This window comes from Acinetobacter sp. FDAARGOS_494 (genome assembly GCF_003812225.1).
Taxonomy (GTDB): Bacteria; Pseudomonadota; Gammaproteobacteria; order Pseudomonadales; family Moraxellaceae; genus Acinetobacter; species Acinetobacter baumannii.
In genome coordinates this window covers 684,263-701,457 of sequence record NZ_CP033866.1, presented here as the reverse complement: position 1 = coordinate 701,457, position 17,195 = coordinate 684,263, and the positions used below count along the sequence as shown (strand labels likewise).

Genomic DNA, 17,195 nt, shown 5'->3' with positions numbered 1-17,195 from the left:
GCTTTGAATTTAATGATTAAAGTGGGTGTTTTGTGAGCAGTATTTTCGATTTACATATTCAGGTTCAGCCACAGCATATTGATGCTTTAGGGCATGTTAACAATGTAATGTATGTCCAGTGGATGCAAGACGTCGCTGCTGCTCATGTGGAAACATTAGGGGTAGGAGTAACCAAATATCTAGAGCTAAAACATGCAATGGTTGCGGTTGAACACCATGTGCAATACCGTAAAGCTGCGTTTGAAGGGGAAGAAATTGTGCTGCGGACATGGCTAGATGATATTAATGCTCTATATTCATTTCGTCAGTATGCTTTTTTCCGTCCTTCTGATCAGGCAATTTTGTTCGTTGGAAATACCAAATGGGCATGTATTGAAATTGCTTCAGGTCGACCTAAACGTATGTCGCCGACTTTTACACAGGCTTATAAACCTCTTGATTCAAGTATAAATCCTTTAGATTTTACTGTTTCATATGCCCGATAATCAGAAGCATTACTTGTACTTTGAATTATCATTTTTTAAAACATAAGTACAAAGCTCATGAATTTTGGATACTTTAAAATATCCATCTGCTATAATCTCTCGCAATTTGTTAAACCGCTTTGGCTATGTATTAAAACAAGCTACATAGCACTTTATATTTTCTCAAGGTAGCCCATGGCGCAAGCTAAAAAATCCGTTGATATCAAAAATATCCGAAATTTCTCGATTATCGCTCATATTGATCATGGTAAGTCTACTTTGGCTGACCGTTTTATTCAGATGTGTGGTGGCCTGCAAGATCGTGAGATGCAAGCTCAGGTCTTGGACTCAATGGAGCTCGAGCGTGAACGTGGGATTACCATTAAAGCTGCTTCGGTGACGTTGTACTATACTCATCCAAACGGGCAGGAATATCAGCTTAACTTTATTGATACTCCGGGACACGTTGATTTCTCTTATGAAGTATCTCGTTCATTAGCTGCTTGTGAAGGTGCGTTATTGGTTGTGGATGCTGCACAAGGGGTAGAAGCACAATCAGTTGCAAACTGTTATACCGCTATTGAGCAAGGTCTCGAAGTTCTTCCAATTTTAAATAAAATTGATTTGCCGCAAGCAGAGCCTGAGCGCGTTATTCATGAAATTGAAGAAATTATCGGTATTGAAGCAACCAATGCACCTACATGTTCTGCAAAAACAGGCTTAGGCGTTGAAGGTGTTTTAGAAACATTAGTTGATGTTATTCCTGCTCCAACAGGTGACCGTGAGGCTCCTTTACAAGCATTAATCATTGACTCATGGTTTGATAACTATTTAGGTGTTGTCTCTTTAGTTCGTATTAAAGATGGTCGTATCCGCAAGGGCGACAAAATGTTGGTTAAATCTACCGGTCAGACTCATATTGTTACATCGGTAGGTGTATTCAACCCTAAACATACTGAAACTGGCGTGCTTGAAGCTGGTGAAGTAGGCTTTGTTATCGCGGGTATTAAAGATATTTTTGGTGCGCCGGTAGGTGATACCATCACGCTTTCAACAACCCCTGAAGTAGCTTCACTTCCTGGTTTTAAAAAGGTTAAACCTCAGGTTTACGCAGGCCTTTTCCCAATTGATGCAAGCGATTTTGAACCATTCCGCGAAGCCTTACAAAAACTACAGATCAATGACTCGGCTTTATTCTTTGAACCTGAAAGTTCAGATGCGCTTGGTTTTGGTTTCCGTTGTGGTTTCTTGGGCATGTTGCACATGGAAATCGTACAAGAGCGTTTAGAGCGCGAGTATGACCTTGATTTGATCAGCTCAGCGCCAACGGTAGTGTATGAAGCTGTCACTAAAAAAGGCGATACGATCTATATCGATAGTCCATCTAAAATGCCGGATGGTTCTGTTGTTGAAGATTTGCGTGAGCCAATTGCAGAGTGTCATATTCTTGTACCGCAAGAGTACTTAGGTAACGTCATGACCCTATGTATTGAGCGCCGTGGTGTACAAAAAGACATGAAATTCTTAGGTAATCAAGTTTCAATTACTTTTGAAATTCCTATGGCTGAAGTGGTTATGGACTTCTTTGATAAGCTTAAATCATGTTCACGTGGTTTTGCTTCACTTGACTATAACTTTATTCGTTTTGAGAGTTCATCTTTAGTTAAGGTTGACGTGTTAATTAATGGTGAGAAGGTCGATGCGCTTGCAATGATTTGTCACCGTAATGATGCTCGTCATCGTGGTATTGCTTTAGTTGAGAAAATGAAAGATTTGATTCCACGTCAAATGTTCGATGTCGCAATTCAGGCTGCTATTGGTGCACAAATTATTGCTCGTTCGACCGTGAAGGCGATGCGTAAAAACGTTTTAGCAAAATGTTATGGCGGTGACGTGTCTCGTAAGAAGAAACTACTTGCGAAACAAAAAGAAGGTAAGAAACGTATGAAACAAGTGGGTAGTGTAGAAATCCCACAAGAAGCGTTCTTAGCTGTTTTGAAAGTAGAAAGATAAGAGAAAAGGCTGGGATGAACTTATATTCTCCCAGCCGCAAGGCAAGCAGCTAAGCTGCGAGTGAGGTCCTGTGGATTTTGATTTTAATTTAATTCTTGTTCCTGTTACGCTGATTTTATTTGCAGTGTGGTTGCTAGATAAGCTTGTTTTTAAACAGCGTGCAAATAAAGGGCGAGAGAACGAAAATTTTGTTATTACATGGGCCTATGACTTTTGGCCGGTTTTAGCTGTTGTGCTTGTACTTCGCTCATTTCTTTATGAACCATTTAATATTCCATCAGACTCTATGGTTCCGACCTTAGAGACTGGCGATTTTATTTTAGTTAATAAATTTGACTATGGTGTCCGTTTACCTATCGTCAATAAAAAAGTGATTGATATCGGTGAACCGAAACGTGGTGACGTCATTGTATTCCGTTATCCGCCACAACCTACTATTAGTTATATTAAACGTGTAATTGGCTTACCTGGTGACCATATTGTTTATGATCATGGACAATTGATTATTAATGGTCAAAAAATTCCTAAAGTACCAACACAGTTTAGTCGCGAAAAAGATGCTTTAGATACACCAACTTCTATTTATCATAAAGAAACAATTGGTGATCATACTTTTACGATGCGTGAGCTTGAAGGCGTAAATGTTGCGCGTCAGGCACCATTTATCAACTATGTTGATAATGGTAAATATGCAAACCAAGACGGTTTATATTGGGAAGTAACAGTTCCGAAAGGACATTACTTTGCAATGGGGGATAACCGTGATCAAAGTGCTGACAGTCGTTTCTGGGGCTTTGTACCTGAAGAAAATTTAACAGGCCGAGCTTTCTATGTCTGGATGCATAAAGAACCTGGTTTCCACCTGCCAAGCTTTAACCGAAATGGGAAAATAGATTAAAAACAACCATTAGGAAAACAAAAATGCGTAAGGCACAACAGGGTACTTCGTATTTAGCAATTTTATTTGGGGTGGTCATATTTGCAATTGCGGTGAAAGCCGTACTTGCAGTTTGGCCAGCATATTGGGATGATCGTGTGATTAATAATCAGATTACAGAGCTTATGCAACAAAGCTCGGCTGATATCACACCCCAAAAGTTTATGACACAGATGGACCAACGACTGGAAATGAACAACATTCGTGATCTGCATTTTAAAGAGATTGCTGAAGTGTTTAACCAGCCAAGTCTAACAGTCAAAAAGAAATATGAGGTAAGAAAGCCTTTCTTACTGAATATTGATTTAGTTTTAACATTTGAGAAGAGTTTTGACAAAACATCAGTTCAAGCTAAGTGATCCTCGCTTACTCAGTCGAATCGGTTATCAATTTAAGCAGCCTGAATTGCTACAGTTGGCTTTGACTCATCGTTCGGTGAGTCATAAGTATAACTACGAACGTCTGGAATTTTTGGGCGATTCACTGTTGGGGATGATTATCGCCAATTATTTATACCATGCGTACCCTCATGAAAATGAGGGGCGACTAACGCGTATGCGCGCGACTTTAGTACGTCAGGAAGCATTAGGTAAAATTGCAACCGATTTGCAACTTAGTCGGTGTTTAATATTAAGCACAGGTGAGTTGAAATCTGGTGGTCATCATCGTGAGTCAATATTGGCTGACACAGTGGAAGCCATTATTGGTGCAATTTATCTTGATAGTAGTGATCTGAACCTACTCAAAGATATTGTGTTAAAATGGTATACGCCTTATTTAGATCATATTGAGCCAACAGATCAACTCAAGGATCCAAAATCACGTTTACAAGAGTATCTACAAGCACGTAAAAAACCTCTCCCTGTTTACGAGGTTGTAGATATTCAGGGTGATGCGCCTCATCAGCACTTTAAAGTCGAATGTTTGGTAGATGGTTTATCAAAAATTCATGGTGAGGGGTCAAGTCGTCGTTTTGCCGAGCAGGCAGCAGCGGCGGAAATTTTAAAGTTATTGGAGCAATAACCTGCATGTCGATGCATTCTGATCAAATCAATCCAGATTCAAACGAAAACCAAGATCCAAACAATCTGATTGATCAATTTTTTAGTTCCAAAGGCGTTACAATTCCTTCGGATTTTAAGAGCGGATTTGTGGCGATTGTAGGACGTCCAAATGTGGGTAAATCTACCCTCATGAACCATTTATTGGGCCAAAAACTCTCTATTACTTCACGTAAACCTCAAACAACACGCCATAAAATTATCGGTATTGATTCGCGTGAAAAAATGCAAGCGGTTTATGTCGATACCCCAGGTATGCATAAGAAAGAAGTACGTGCAATCAATAAAATGATGAACCGTGCTGCGCATTCTGCGTTACGTGACGTGAATTTAGTCTTATTTGTTATTGATGCCCAGAAGTGGACTCAAAATGACGATTTAGTTCTTGAGAAACTCAAGAATGCTGATATGCCAGTTATTTTGGTGATTAATAAAGCTGATACTTTTGGAGATAAGAGAGAGATTCTCCCTTTAATTCAAGAACGTGCCAAACTTATGAATTTTGCGGAGATTGTTCCTGTTTCTGCACTCCGTGGAGCAAACTTAGAGCACTTAAGTGAAACGATTGAAAAATATCTTCCTTATCAGCCACCTTTATATTCAATCGATCAAATTACGGACCGTTCAGAGCGCTTCTTGGCAAGTGAAATCATCCGTGAAAAAATCATGCGTCAGTTGGGTGAAGAGCTACCTTATGATTTAACAGTACAAATTGAATCTTTCAAAACGGAAGAGGCAACTGTTAATGAAAAAACTGGTCGTTTAAAACCAGCATGTACCTATATTGATGCAACTATTTTTGTGGATCGTCCTGGTCAAAAAGCGATTGTAATTGGTGAAAAAGGTGCCAAGCTTAAAACAATTGGCATGGATGCACGTAAAGACATGGAAAAAATGTTCGAACAAAAGATCATGCTTACCTTATGGGTTAAGGTCAAAGGTGGTTGGTCTGATGATGAACGTGCTTTAAAAAGTTTAGGATATAGTGATATCTAAAAAGTAGGGAATACTGGTATGAAAGCAATTACATCAATATTGATTATCGTTGGATGTACATTGATGTTGCAAGGTTGTGTATATAAGCTTGTAACCGTACCAGTAGGTATTGCTTATAAAACGACTAAAGGTGTAGTGAAGGGTACAGCTGCTGTTGTAGGGGCTGTAATTCCTGATGGTGATGACGACGATAAAAAAGAAAAAGAATCTGAGGAATAGTTTCTTTTTATGATGCGCAATGAAGTCCTACATGGATATATGATTCACCATCGTAAATATCGTGAAAAAAGCCATATTGTGCATCTCTTCACTCAAGAATATGGGCGGGTTGATGGTATTTTAAGACAGACTCCGCCTCCTCAATATCAGCCAATCCGTTTGCAAGCCACAGGCAAAAGTGAACTCAAAAATTTTACAAAGCTGGAAATACTAAATCAGCCGGTTTTCTTTTTTGGCGATGCTTTTTTTGCAGGGTTCTATTTAAACGAAATTGTTCTTAGACTTTGCCCACTAGAAGAGGCAATGCCACAAACTTTTGAACAATACCAGTTAACGCTGCTTCAACTCCAGCAGCTATCTTCTCATGAAAATCCGGATTTATTTCTTAGACAGATCTTGAGGCAATTTGAGCATATCTTGCTTGCAGAGCTAGGCTATGCGATTGATTTTTCAATTGATAGCTCACAAAAAGAAATTTTGTCTCAACAGTTTTATCAGTTTCAAGTGAATGAAGGATTTGCCCCCGTTGTTCAGGCAAGTCGCTCATCGTTGTCAGGAAAAGCAATTTTATCCATGCTGAATTATGAGCAGGGACAGGATTTTTCTCACGAACAATTGCAATTATTAGGTAAACTATACCGTCAAATGATTACATCGCTTTTAGGTGACCGTCCCCTAAAAAGTCGACAATTGTGGATTCAAAATACTCAAACTCAATCGTAATTAGGATTTTTTTATGGCTGCATTGCTTGGTGTAAACATAGACCATGTTGCTACTTTAAGACAGGCGCGCGGTACTGCTTACCCAGACCCTGTAGAAGCTGCTCTTATTTGTGAACAAGCGGGTGCAGAGGGGATTACTTTGCATTTGCGTGAAGATCGCAGACATATTCAAGATGATGACGTACGTCGTATGCGTCCATTATTGAAAACACGTATGAATCTTGAAATGGCCGTAACTGATGAAATGGTTGAGTTTGCGAAAGAAATTCAACCGCAACATGTGTGTTTTGTACCAGAACGACGCCAAGAAGTTACAACAGAAGGCGGTTTAGATGTAGTAGGTAACTTTGAAAAAGTTAAAGCTGCAACTCAAGCCTTAGCTGCCATTGGTTGTGATGTTTCACTCTTTATTGATGCTGATTTTGCTCAAATTGATGCAGCAATTGCTTGTGGAGCACCAACTATTGAATTACATACCGGGGCTTATGCAGATGCCACAACAGATCAAGAACAACAAGAAGAACTTGCTCGCATTGTCAAAGGTGTGGAATACGCAGCTTCAAAAGGTTTGGTTGTAAATGCTGGTCACGGTTTGAATCTGAAAAATATTGCTCCAATTGCGGCAATTCCACAAATTCATGAGTTAAATATTGGTCACTCAATTATTGCGGAAAGTGTTTTTGTTGGACTAGCACAGGCGGTGAAAGACATGAAAACAGCGATTCAGGCAGCAGGATAAGTAGTAATGTCGAGTATCAATTACGATGAATTAATGCAGCCTGTATTAGCATTTTTAGGGTGCCAAACCCCAAAAGAATGGTTGGATGAGGCCGTTAATAATTTAGACATCTTGATGCAAGATCATGCTAACTGTGAGAAAAAGGCAGCGGGTACGGCCATGAACTTAATGTTCCGCTATAGTTTTTTCACGGACTTACAAGTTAAGCTTGCCCAGCTTGTACGTGAAGAAATGCTTCACTATGAACAAGTTCTAGAATTTATGACGAAACGTGGGCAAGAGTGGAAAGGTTTAAGTGCTGGACGCTATGCAGGTGGCTTACGAAAAGAAATCCGCACATATGAACCAGAAGCTCTAATTGATGTACTCGTGATTGGGGCTTTTGTAGAAGCACGTTCATGTGAACGTTTTTATGCGCTTGCTCCGCGTGTTGATGATGAGTTAGGACGTTATTACCGTTACTTGCTTAAGTCAGAATCTCGTCATTTTGAAGACTATTTAGCACTAGCGCTTGACGTCGCAAAAACTGCCAAAATGAAAGATCCTGAAGAAGATATTCAACAGCGTATTGAACATATCCGTGAAGTTGAAAAGAATCTGATTTTGACTCCAGATGATACTTTCCGTTTTCATAGTGGTATCCCTGCATAAGCTTGGATACCTCAAGTTAAAAAGTTTACCTTTCACGGTAAACTTTTTTATTAAGTAGCTCTAACTTCTAAATAGTTTGAGTCGATATTTAAGGTTAAGTAAGGACCATTTTTTAGTTTTTTAATGCATATCATTATTTAATAAATATATTTTTTACAGATTTAAATTTCTCTTAAAATTTTTAAAAAAACTTTTATTTTTTTAGGCTAATAATAAATATTGTGTAAATATAAAGGCTGATATGTTTATCATGAGTTCAACTGAAGCAGTTGATTATTTCTAAGGATATAAGAATGTTAGCATTAGTTACAGGCGCATCAGCAGGTTTTGGTTATAGTATTTCAAAGAAACTGATTGAGTCAGGCTATAAAGTTATTGGATGTGGAAGACGCGCAGAAAAATTAGAAGAACTACAAAAACAGCTTGGCGAAAATTTCTACCCACTCGTATTTGATATGACTGATACGGCAGAAAATATAAATAAGTTATTTAAAGAATTACCAAATGAATTTCAAATCGATCAAATTGACTTACTAGTGAATAATGCAGGCTTGGCATTGGGTCTAGAGCCAGCAGATAAAGCGGATTTAGATGATTGGTACACCATGATTGATACCAATGTTAAAGGCCTTGTTACGGTTACCCGATTAATTTTACCAAGTATGGTAAAGAAGAAATCAGGCTTAATCATTAATATGGGTTCAATTGCAGGTACATACCCATATCCAGGTGGTAATGTGTATGGGGCAACAAAAGCTTTTGTAGAGCAGTTTAGTTTAAATCTACGTGCAGATTTGGCTGGTACTGGCGTGCGAGTAACGAATATTGAGCCAGGGTTGTGTGGTGGTACCGAATTTTCTCTTGTACGTTTTAAGGGGGATCAGGAGAAAGCTAATAGTCTATACGATAAGAAAAATCCAATTTTGCCGGAAGATATTGCAAATACAGTAGCATGGATCGCATCACAACCACCGCATATTAATATTAACCGTATAGAAATGATGCCAACGACTCAGACTTTTAACCCTTTAAAAGTTGTAGAAGTGGAATAATGTAATTTTAAAAAGATCTAAGCGTAGAAGATCACCTAAGTTTAGAACTGATGATTCGATCTGGTAAATATTCGAATTATGAAAAGCAAATCCTCTACAGGCAGCAGGGGATTTTTTTTATAGGTATACTGTAATAGAGAGCAATAAAAAAGCCCGCTTTAATGCTGCGGGCTTTTTAGTATTTGGCTCTCCCACCTGGGCTCGAACCAGGGACCTGCGGATTAACAGTCCGTCGCTCTACCGACTGAGCTATGGGAGAATCTGCATGCGATTATAAGGAGATTTTGACAAGGGTCAAGTAAAAATCGTCATGTTTCATTCATTTTTGTGTTGTATGCTTTTTATTTGATCAGTTGAAAGGTGAGACCATAAATTACTTGCACTTTGAAAATTCAATTGCTAGATTCAGAAAAGAACAAGCGTTTGGAGTAATCCAAACAGTGTGGATTTAAACCAACTTGCCAGCACTAAAATGGCTAAATCGGAGATAAGTATGAAAACACTTACTGTTGCTTCTATTTTTTCTAATTTTGATTTTTATCAACGCAATTATCTCAATATTTTAAATCAACCAGAATCTTATTACACACCTGTAGAAGATGCATGGATCGATGCTTTTCCATTTAAAAAACAAGATTTGTACTTAGGTGACTTACTACAACTCTGGTTTAGTTCAAAATGGGATGTGCATACTTCGTTGAAAGTTTTAAAGTGTTCCAAGGTAGTAGATCAATCTAAACCTCTCTATATTTTCCAGCTCGAAGGAGAATTATTCCTAGGTAAAAATAAAGTTTTAGCCTGGTCTACTCAGCATCATAAAGTGATAGAGCTTCAACTTAAGAATATTTGGGCGCCTTATGTGGTTGCGAAAACTTGTGACCGCCCAGATATTCCTTACTTAATGAAAAAGGCAGCCGTTTAAAGCTGCCTTGGTTTTTATGGTCGAATAATCATGCAGGTTGCTGTTGCATAAGCATAAAGTTTGCCTTCTTCATCAGTAATTTTTCCTTCGGAAATACCTAAATTTTTACTTAAATTGATCACTTTACCTGTAGCAATTAAAACCTGATTTTGTGAAAGAGGACGGCACATTTTCACATTAAGATCTATGGTTCCATAACCCACACCGGCAGGTAGCATTGTATGTACAGCGCAGCCAGTCACTGAATCTAGAACAGTTGCAGCAAAACCACCATGTACACCACCTAAAGGATTTAGGTGATTATGATCTGCTTGTGCTTTGAAAGTTACAGATCCTTCTGAAATCTCAGTAGGTTGCATCGGAATAGTTTTGCTAATACTGGCAGGTGGAATATGACCTTCAATCATGGCTTGTAAAAATTCGAGGCCTGTCATTTCCATAGGATTTTTCATTTTTTGAGTCCTTCAGTTATTAAAGTTCTAAAATGGAACTTGATGTTAAATTAGGCGTTAAATTAACTATTGTCAAGTTGGAGTGAATAGAAAGATAGGTCACTTATAGTTTATAAACTTGTAAAATTTGGTTGAGCAGAATATTTTATAACTCTAAAAATATAAACTTTTTGTGGAAAATAATAATGAACGGACAGTGTTTATGTGGTGAAACAGCTTTCGAAGTTGAGTTAAAAAATCATGATGTACATGTTTGCCATTGCTCGATGTGTCGTAGACAAACCAGTGGTGTCATTATGACAGTTGATGTAGTTAAAGGTAGTTTAAAGTTTATTCAGCAAAAGCATCTTAGTGTATTTAACTCTTCTGAATGGGGTGAAAGAGGCTTTTGTAACGCTTGTGGAACAATAATTTTTTGGAGAACAAAAGATCAAAGTTACTGCAATATCAATGTGTTTTCTTTAAATGAACCAGTAAAAGACTTGAAATTAGATATGGAAATTTTTATTGATTCAAAACCTGATTTTTATAATTTTCAGAATGATACAAAAAAACTGACTGAGGCTGAGGTGGCAGCTTTATTTAATTTAGAATAATTTTAATTATAAAAAAGGCCTCAATTTTGAGGCCTTTTTTTATATTTTCAAATTATTTAGCAGCTTTTTCAGCTTCGATAGATGCAATCGCAGCATCAACGCCTTCGATTGATTCAGCAGCTTTTTTGATACGTGCTAACGCATCAACAAGTACTTCGTCAGCTGTTGCATATGAAATACGCATGAAACCACCTAAACCAAATGCATCACCAGGAACGACCGCTACGCCAGTTTCTTCAAGTAACCATTCAGAGAATTCTGTGCAAGATTTTAAGCCTTTTGCACGAATAAGAGGGCGAATGTTTGCATACGCGTAGAAAGCGCCATCAGCAGGTAAGCAAGAGATCCCTTTGATGTCGTTTAAGCCATTAACCACTAAGTCATGACGACGTTTAAACGCTTCAATCATTGGTTTTAAAACATCTTGTGGACCATTCAACGCAGCTTCAGCAGCAACTTGCGAAATTGAAGTCGGGTTAGAAGTTGATTGAGACTGGATTTTTTTCATTGCACCAATGATTTTTGCTGGGCCGGCTGCATAGCCAATACGCCAACCTGTCATTGCATATGCTTTAGAAACACCATTTAAAACAATCGTGCGGTCATATAAATCAGGTGCAACAGTTGCAATATTGTAGAACTCATCTTCCCAACGAATTGGTTCATACATGTCGTCAGATGCAACAAATACTTGTGGATGACGACGTAAAACTTCAGCTAAAGCTTCTAATTCAGCTTTGCTGTAAATCATACCTGTCGGGTTAGATGGGCTGTTTAATACCACTAAACGAGTGTTAGGAGTAATTGCTGCTTCTAATTGTTCAGGTGTAATTTTGAAACGTTGCTCTTCGCCACATTTCACGATAACAGGCGTACCTTCAGCAATAATGACCATATCTGGATAGCTTACCCAGAATGGCGCAGGGATGATCACTTCATCACCCTTGTTTAATAATGCTAGTGCCAAGTTAAAGAAGCTTTGCTTACCGCCACAAGAAACCAAAATCTGGTTAGGTTGGTAATCAAGATTATTATCACGCTTTAATTTAGCAATAATTGCTTTTTTTAACCCAGGAGTACCATCTACAGCCGTATATTTGGTGAAACCATTATTAATCGCTTCAATTGCAGCATCTTTGATGTGTTGAGGGGTATCAAAATCTGGCTCGCCAGCACCCAAACCAATCACGTTCTTACCAGCAGCTTTAAGCTCAGCAGCTTTATTAGTTACAGCAAGTGTAGGGGACGGTTTGATAGCATTGACACGATCAGAAAGACGTACGTCCACGGCAATATTCCTCTTATGGGATTAAAAATAAAAAGCACACTATCTTATCGCAAAAATTAAGCAATTTGCGGATGGGGGGATTTTTAGATGTAAAAAAGTTTAATTTAGGAAAGATCTTGTTGCGGTTTTATTCAATTGAAGCTTTTTTCGAAAGAAACAAGAAAAATCCTTTATAATAAGCCGCAATCGAAATATCGAGAATGAATCATGACTGAGCAACAGCCAAAACAGAAAAAGGCTTTGGTGAAATTGCCATTTCCAATGCCGAATGAAAGTAACCAAGCAGGCGATGCTGTACACAACCAAGTACGTCCGAAACCTGAACAATATGCAGATAGAACTTGGATGCCACCGCGTGGTACTCGTCGTTCTATGGGTAAGCGCTAATTTAAATAAAAAAACAGGCAATATGCCTGTTTTTTTATGGTAGAAGAATTTCTTGATAATAACTTTTTTTCTTTTGATACATATGATGATCTGCGCGTTTTAGCATATCTTCAACTTGTTCATTTTCTTTTGTTGTGGCGTGCCCAATTGCAATACTAATAGGGTGACTTGAATAATATTGATTATCTATATTAAAAAGCTCCTGAATGGTTTGCAGCATCATCAAAACATTCGCTTCATCTGCACCAGGCATTAAAATGACAAATTCGTCGCCACCGATTCGAGAAGCTGTATAAGCAGTATTCATAATTGCCTGATTTAAAATATTACCTACTCGACGTAATAAACCATCACCAATATCATGGCCAAGTTGATCATTGGTTTCCTTTAAGCCGTTCATGTCTAAAAAAATTGAAGAAACAGGGCGGATAATACTGCGATTTAAACGATTAAGCTCTTCTGTAAAAAAAGCTCGGTTATAAAGTTTGGTCAGTACATCATGCTGGCCTAAATATTCTAGATAATTTTCGGCTTTCTTTCGTGCAGTAATATCTGTAAGTGCAACCTGTACCAATCCCCAAGTCTCTTCATAACCGGGGAATACGGTAAATTGCAGTAAGACATTTCTGATTTGACCATCTAACGCATAGTTAACGGCTTCACGCTTGTGGTGAATATTTCCTTGCCAGAGTTCAATCAGCTGTTCTCTAAAAGTTTCCACCATCTCTTTGGCAAAAATTTTATGGGTATTTTTTAACAGAGTGGTTTTATCTGGTGCTTTAAATAAATCGAGAGTCGACTGATTGACGTCTAAAATTAAAATGTCTTCTATGCATTGGCGAACAAATTCAGGATGTACATCTAAAAAAGTTCTAAAGTCTTCAATTCCTAATAGCCTAAGCTGATCAATTCTATTTTTAATACGGCTAAAATCTTCAACCCAAAGCGAAGTCGGGGAGTAGATAAACATTGACTCTGCTAGGCGTCGATTTTTCTCTTCCTGACGAAGTGCATTTTGATACGGAGTAATGTCTTCGGTGGTAATTAAAATACGGTCAAACGTAGTTTCAGAACCCGGTAAAATTGCTCCACGTAGTTGTACATCAATACGTTTACCAGAGAGCGTGTAATTTATAGTGGTACTCGAGAAATGAGTTTTGCCATTCCATAACGCTTCGAGTTCATGAATATGAGCTTCAAACATTTCTTTTTTAAAAATAAGATTTAAGTTGGCACATAACTCTTCTTGGTTTTTTGCTTCAAAAAGGTCTAATACTTTTTGGTTGACCTTAATAATTTTAATTTTATGAGCACATTCAACCACTAGATTTTCATTTTGACTTAGAAATTCATATAAGTTTTCAACCCCTTGATTTCTCCATAAGTCAAATAACTGCTTAACTTCACTAAAGTCTTCAATCCACATTGGAATTGGGGTGAGGTCAAAAATTGAAGAATCTAAAGTTTCCATGCGTTTCTTTTAAGTATTCAGTTTGTCTTAAAGTATAATGAGAAAAACTAAGGTTTGGGAAATAATCGATTTAAATCTATTAGAATAATTAAAATAAAAATATTAAATATAAGTAAAATAATGAGAAAGCAGAATTTATCTGCTTCACTCATAAAATATCAAAGTAAATTAACGGTTAATAGGGTGGTCGATATTTTTCTCACCGCGCCATAATTTTATAAAATCTTGCTCATCAAAATCATAAAGTTCCATAAGCGCAACAATTACACTTACGAAAATCATTGCACCTTCTGAGTTACCATGAATATTAAAAATCTTACCATTGAGTTTACCTAAAATATCCCTCAATTCGTGGTCACGGCCTCTGCCATAGCGGTCACGAGGATACAATTCCTCATTAAGCACAATAAGCGCTATCGCTTTTTCAGCACGTGATAAATCCGTTTTATCTAAAGCATCTTCAAAAGATTCACTGGCGTGATTAAAGTAAAAAATAACTTCATCATTAATGAAACTTTGAACCATTTTTTGAGTGAGTGTTGGGAACTGTGAAACAGCATCTTCTTCAACATACGGTTTAAACGATTCAGGAAAAATCACATTGTGATGTATGCCTTTAAAAAGAGGAGCGATTTCGGAAACCTTATAACCTGCGATCCCACATCCTAAAGCTGTCACAAAGTATTTCATTTTAGGATGATTTTTTGCATAAACTTTAAAGTCTTCAACATAATGCTCGATTTGGGAGAGTGGCATTTGTTGGATATGTTCATTTAATGTTGGAATTGCAAAGCTCTGACCAGCCCAGCCACGTCCTACACCCTCTACAGCCCCAAAATGCTGACTGGCAACACGTGCGGCTCCACTACCATGTTGTCCAGCCATATTACTACCGAAGACAAACACGGTATCTTCAGGGAGTTCGGTTACAATACTTTCATCATGATATTGATAGGTCATGGTTATGCTTTTTATCTAATGGATAAGTCCATGTTGCAACCGTTTACAGCATTGGTCAAGTATCAAGATGCTTAATATTTTCGATATAGATTAATCTCACTATAGACTTTAAATTAGGGAAAAAATCCCCATTAATTTGCTAGACGATAAATTCAAATTTTTTATAAAGAGAGAGAACTGTGAACGAAAATCAACCTTTCGATTTGGTCACTCATTACCAGCCAGCGGGTGATCAGCCACAGGCAATTGAAAAGCTGGTGAATGGTATCGAAAAGGGTTTTCGTAATCAGTTACTGCTAGGTGTGACCGGTTCAGGTAAGACCTATACCATGGCAAATGTGATTGCCCAAACTCAGCGCCCGACGATTGTGATGGCGCATAATAAGACCTTGGCAGCCCAGCTCTATGGTGAGTTCAAAGCCTTCTTCCCAAACAATGCAGTTGAGTATTTCGTAAGTTATTACGACTACTATCAACCCGAGGCTTATGTTCCGTCATCAGATACATTTATTGAAAAAGACGCAGCAATTAATGACCATATTGACCAGATGCGATTATCGGCAACGCGTGCTTTGTTAGAACGTCGTGATGCGATTATTGTTGCTTCTGTTTCGGCCATTTATGGTTTGGGTGACCCAAATGCTTATATGCAAATGTTATTGCATGTGGTCCAAGGTGATCGAGTAAGTCGAGACGAAATTATTCGCCGTTTGGTTGAAATGCAATATACCCGTAATGAGCTTGAATTCTTACGTGGTACGTATCGTATCCGTGGTGAAATTATTGATATTTTCCCGGCAGAATCCGACCAACATGCGATTCGTATTGAACTCTTTGATGACGAAGTAGACTCAATTCGCTGGTTTGATCCGCTTACCGGTAAAATGGTCCGCAAAGTACCACGTGTCACGATTTACCCGAAAAGCCATTATGTGACGCCAAAAGACAACCTAACACGTGCTATCGATACCATTAAGGATGAATTGCAAGACCAGCTTAAGTTCTTCCGTGAACATGATAAGTTACTCGAAGCGCAGCGTATCGAGCAACGTACTCGTTATGATTTGGAAATGATGCAGCAGTTAGGGTACACCAATGGTATCGAAAACTACTCACGTCATTTATCGGGACGACCGGCAGGTGAAGCACCACCGACTTTATTTGACTATGTACCAGAAGATGCCTTACTTATTATTGATGAGTCGCATGTAACGGTTCCTCAAATTGGCGCAATGTATAAAGGTGACCGTTCGCGTAAAGAAAACTTGGTGAATTACGGTTTCCGTTTACCAAGTGCGCTTGATAACCGCCCAATGAAATTTGAAGAGTGGGAGCGTATTGTTCCAACGACTATTTTTGTGAGTGCCACACCAGCTAGATATGAACTGGAAAAATCAGAACAAGTGGTTGAGCAGGTTGTTCGACCAACAGGCTTGATTGATCCTGAAATTGAAGTTCGTCCAGTGCTTACCCAAGTCGATGATGTTTTGTCTGAAATTAATATTCGTAAGAACTTAAATGAGCGTGTGTTGGTAACGACTTTAACCAAGCGTATGGCGGAAGATTTAACTTCTTATTTAAAAGAATATGGCGTTAAGGTTGCTTATCTGCACTCGGATATTGATACAGTTGAACGTGTCAAAATTATTCATGAATTACGTACAGGCGTATTTGATGTACTAGTGGGTATTAACTTGCTGCGAGAAGGCTTAGATATGCCGGAAGTTTCTTTAGTTGCTATTTTAGATGCAGATAAAGAAGGTTTCTTACGTTCTGAGCGTTCGCTTATTCAGACGATTGGTCGTGCTGCGCGAAATGTGAAAGGTAAAGCAATTTTATATGCTGATACAATCACTGATTCTATGCGAAAGGCAATTGATGAGACAGAGCGTCGACGTGCAAAACAAATCGAGTTTAATGAGCAGCATGGTATTACGCCACGTAGTGCAGTTCGTCAGGCTGTGAAAGAAATTGATACGGGTGAAGTACTTTCTGATGATCAGATTGATGAGAAAGTACTAGAGCAGGCGCAAGCACTTAGCGCAGATGAACGACATATTCTTTCTGACCCTAAATTGTTTAGTAAGCACATTACTAAGCTAGAGAAAGAAATGTTAAAGGCGTCGAAGGATTTACAATTCGAGCAAGCGGCGCGTATTCGTGATGAAATTGTTCGTTTAAAAGCGCAAATGTTGCAATAAATGGATACATAACACTACATGATTTGTTTAAAAAACAAGCTACTGTAGATATTTAAGTTATTT

The 17,195-nt window shown here is 38.2% G+C and carries 20 protein-coding genes and 1 tRNA gene; 16 read left to right on the top strand and 5 right to left on the bottom strand.

All coding sequences use genetic code 11. The annotated features are described in order from the left end of the window. Positions 1–32: 32 nt before the first annotated feature. The 11 genes from EG365_RS03555 (at position 33) to EG365_RS03505 (ending at position 8,855) form a co-directional block, all read left to right on the top strand. A complete protein-coding gene (locus EG365_RS03555; RefSeq protein ID WP_000094834.1) occupies positions 33–485 on the top strand; it encodes an acyl-CoA thioesterase in 453 nt (150 codons plus the stop codon). A gap of 174 nt (positions 486–659) precedes the next feature. Next, positions 660–2,477 (top strand): translation elongation factor 4, encoded by a 1,818-nt coding sequence (lepA, locus tag EG365_RS03550; protein ID WP_000035781.1) that lies wholly within the window; start codon positions 660–662, stop codon positions 2,475–2,477. A 70-nt stretch (positions 2,478–2,547) separates the two neighbouring features. Further along, a complete protein-coding gene (lepB, locus tag EG365_RS03545) occupies positions 2,548–3,375 on the top strand; it encodes a signal peptidase I (RefSeq protein WP_000344900.1) in 828 nt (275 codons plus the stop codon). A gap of 23 nt (positions 3,376–3,398) precedes the next feature. Further along, entirely contained in the window at positions 3,399–3,773 is a 375-nt protein-coding gene (locus tag EG365_RS03540; RefSeq protein ID WP_001224039.1) for a DUF4845 domain-containing protein, read from the top strand. Then, positions 3,745–4,437: a ribonuclease III gene (gene rnc, locus EG365_RS03535; RefSeq protein WP_000160699.1), complete on the top strand. Its 693-nt coding sequence runs from the start codon at positions 3,745–3,747 to the stop codon at positions 4,435–4,437. Before EG365_RS03540 ends, rnc begins: the two co-directional genes overlap by 29 nt. Positions 4,438–4,448: 11 nt before the next feature. After that, positions 4,449–5,471 carry a GTPase Era gene (gene era / locus EG365_RS03530; RefSeq protein ID WP_001989841.1) on the top strand — a complete coding sequence of 341 codons (1,023 nt, stop codon included), beginning with the start codon at positions 4,449–4,451 and terminating at the stop codon, positions 5,469–5,471. An 18-nt stretch (positions 5,472–5,489) separates the two neighbouring features. Beyond that, positions 5,490–5,690 (top strand): NF038104 family lipoprotein, encoded by a 201-nt coding sequence (locus EG365_RS03525; protein WP_000644486.1) that lies wholly within the window; start codon positions 5,490–5,492, stop codon positions 5,688–5,690. A 9-nt stretch (positions 5,691–5,699) separates the two neighbouring features. Continuing rightward, entirely contained in the window at positions 5,700–6,413 is a 714-nt protein-coding gene (recO, locus tag EG365_RS03520) for a DNA repair protein RecO (RefSeq protein ID WP_000985105.1), read from the top strand. Positions 6,414–6,426: 13 nt separating this feature from the next. Continuing rightward, positions 6,427–7,152 carry a pyridoxine 5'-phosphate synthase gene (gene pdxJ / locus EG365_RS03515; RefSeq protein ID WP_000729410.1) on the top strand — a complete coding sequence of 242 codons (726 nt, stop codon included), beginning with the start codon at positions 6,427–6,429 and terminating at the stop codon, positions 7,150–7,152. A 6-nt stretch (positions 7,153–7,158) separates the two neighbouring features. Then, complete coding sequence (locus EG365_RS03510) at positions 7,159–7,803, top strand: tRNA-(ms[2]io[6]A)-hydroxylase (RefSeq protein WP_000095056.1); 645 nt, start codon at positions 7,159–7,161, stop codon at positions 7,801–7,803. A gap of 293 nt (positions 7,804–8,096) precedes the next feature. Further along, positions 8,097–8,855: an SDR family oxidoreductase gene (locus tag EG365_RS03505; protein ID WP_000880601.1), complete on the top strand. Its 759-nt coding sequence runs from the start codon at positions 8,097–8,099 to the stop codon at positions 8,853–8,855. A gap of 183 nt (positions 8,856–9,038) precedes the next feature. On the opposite strand, the gene EG365_RS03500 is transcribed toward EG365_RS03505, so the two are convergent. Continuing rightward, a tRNA-Asn gene (locus EG365_RS03500) sits at positions 9,039–9,114 on the bottom strand. 58 nt (positions 9,115–9,172) lie between these two features. Between EG365_RS03500 and EG365_RS03495 the strand changes: the two genes are divergently transcribed. Together EG365_RS03495 and EG365_RS03490 are read left to right on the top strand one after the other, a co-directional pair. Next, positions 9,173–9,307 (top strand): hypothetical protein, encoded by a 135-nt coding sequence (locus tag EG365_RS03495; RefSeq protein WP_085916973.1) that lies wholly within the window; start codon positions 9,173–9,175, stop codon positions 9,305–9,307. Positions 9,308–9,348: 41 nt separating this feature from the next. Further along, positions 9,349–9,777 (top strand): hypothetical protein, encoded by a 429-nt coding sequence (locus tag EG365_RS03490; protein ID WP_000855171.1) that lies wholly within the window; start codon positions 9,349–9,351, stop codon positions 9,775–9,777. 14 nt (positions 9,778–9,791) lie between these two features. On the opposite strand, the gene EG365_RS03485 is transcribed toward EG365_RS03490, so the two are convergent. Then, a complete protein-coding gene (locus EG365_RS03485; protein WP_000795398.1) occupies positions 9,792–10,229 on the bottom strand; it encodes a PaaI family thioesterase in 438 nt (145 codons plus the stop codon). Positions 10,230–10,414: 185 nt separating this feature from the next. Between EG365_RS03485 and EG365_RS03480 the strand changes: the two genes are divergently transcribed. Continuing rightward, positions 10,415–10,825 (top strand): GFA family protein, encoded by a 411-nt coding sequence (locus EG365_RS03480; protein ID WP_001014249.1) that lies wholly within the window; start codon positions 10,415–10,417, stop codon positions 10,823–10,825. A 52-nt stretch (positions 10,826–10,877) separates the two neighbouring features. Here the strand turns inward: EG365_RS03480 and EG365_RS03475 are convergent, their stop codons facing one another. Then, positions 10,878–12,113 carry a pyridoxal phosphate-dependent aminotransferase gene (locus tag EG365_RS03475; RefSeq protein ID WP_000383200.1) on the bottom strand — a complete coding sequence of 412 codons (1,236 nt, stop codon included), beginning with the start codon at positions 12,111–12,113 and terminating at the stop codon, positions 10,878–10,880. 207 nt (positions 12,114–12,320) lie between these two features. Between EG365_RS03475 and EG365_RS03470 the strand changes: the two genes are divergently transcribed. Beyond that, entirely contained in the window at positions 12,321–12,500 is a 180-nt protein-coding gene (locus EG365_RS03470; protein ID WP_000139632.1) for a hypothetical protein, read from the top strand. A gap of 34 nt (positions 12,501–12,534) precedes the next feature. On the opposite strand, the gene EG365_RS03465 is transcribed toward EG365_RS03470, so the two are convergent. Next, positions 12,535–13,971, bottom strand: coding sequence for a diguanylate cyclase domain-containing protein (locus EG365_RS03465; protein WP_000448850.1), 1,437 nt, complete (start codon positions 13,969–13,971; stop codon positions 12,535–12,537). Between the two features lie 168 nt (positions 13,972–14,139). Further along, a complete protein-coding gene (locus EG365_RS03460) occupies positions 14,140–14,931 on the bottom strand; it encodes a hypothetical protein (RefSeq protein WP_000222200.1) in 792 nt (263 codons plus the stop codon). Positions 14,932–15,110: 179 nt separating this feature from the next. On the opposite strand from EG365_RS03460, the gene uvrB reads away from it, so the two are divergent. After that, entirely contained in the window at positions 15,111–17,132 is a 2,022-nt protein-coding gene (uvrB, locus tag EG365_RS03455) for an excinuclease ABC subunit UvrB (protein WP_001004983.1), read from the top strand. Positions 17,133–17,195 lie beyond the last annotated feature (63 nt).